We start from the raw sequence: 1022 nt of genomic DNA on the forward strand, positions 1-1022 counted from the left end.
CGAACTGATGTCGGCAGGTAAGTGATATCCCAGCTGAACAATTGATTGGGCTCGTCGGCACAAACTGCGCGAGGCTTGCTGCGGGCGCGCGCTGGTCGTTCACTGCGCCGATGAGCAAGCTGTTTCTCTTCACGCAACACCCGGTAGAACGTCGATTCTGAGGCGATGTAGCGGCCCTGATCGGCCAATCGAGGGACGATTTGGCTCGGTGGCAGATGAGCGAATTCGACAGAGTTGGCCACCGCCAGCAGTTCAGCGCGTTCATCGGCCGACAGCTTGTGAACAGCATCATGATGGCGTATGGCGCGCCCATCCACTGCTTCAGAACCGCCGCCTTGCCAGCGCTGCACGGTGCGCGCGCTTAGCCCGAGCACAGCACATGCGCGTGCCTGACGAGCCCCGGCTGTAGTCGCCTCGCCGATCAGCCCCTGCAATGTCGCACGCTCTTCGGGGGAGCTCATTCGTCCTCGTCCCCGAACAGCGCCTGGTACTTTTTTGAAAGTATCAGCAACGCGGCCGCCTCCGCTAAAGCCTTTTCCTTGCGTTTCAATTCGCGCTGCAGTTGCGCATTGGCCTGTTTCAGCTCGCGCAGTTCCGGAGCGTTTGCACGCGCGCTGCTCGCGGTGCTACCCGAGCAGAACTGGGCGCGCCACTGGTCCAGATGATGAACAAACAAGCCACGTTCACGGCACCACGCGCTGAGTGCCTCGTCGCTCAGTCCATGGCTCTGCTGCAATGCCAGCAGGCGCTCTTCCAAGGACCAATCTTCCGGGCGCCGTGCATCGACTGGCCCTGGGTTGCGGTTTGCGGCGTTAGACACGCGGATCCACTTCCTCAAAGTTAATACGTTCATGTTCAGTTCCGCGGCAACCGTTCCTACGGACCGGTTGCCGCGTTGCAAGACCTTTGCCAGCGCCTGCTCCCTGAATTCGACAGAATACGTCTGTTTGGCATTCAACCTGCACCTCTGAGTTCTTCGGATTGGGAAAATTCAGAGGCGACATCTATTGTGACGCAGGGGG

General features: G+C 59.8%; 2 protein-coding genes. Both read right to left on the reverse strand.

Features of this window, described 5'->3' with window-relative positions:
- Positions 1-461: helix-turn-helix domain-containing protein (locus tag ACRXB1_RS36675; protein ID WP_449494856.1), on the reverse strand; the 461-nt coding region annotated here is incomplete at its 3' end.
- A complete protein-coding gene (locus ACRXB1_RS36680) occupies positions 458-958 on the reverse strand; it encodes a transposase (protein ID WP_449494857.1) in 501 nt (166 codons plus the stop codon). The genes ACRXB1_RS36675 and ACRXB1_RS36680, both read right to left, overlap by 4 nt.
- Between the last annotated feature and the right edge of the window lie 64 nt (positions 959-1022).

The organism is Caballeronia sp. M23-90, assembly GCF_053574605.1.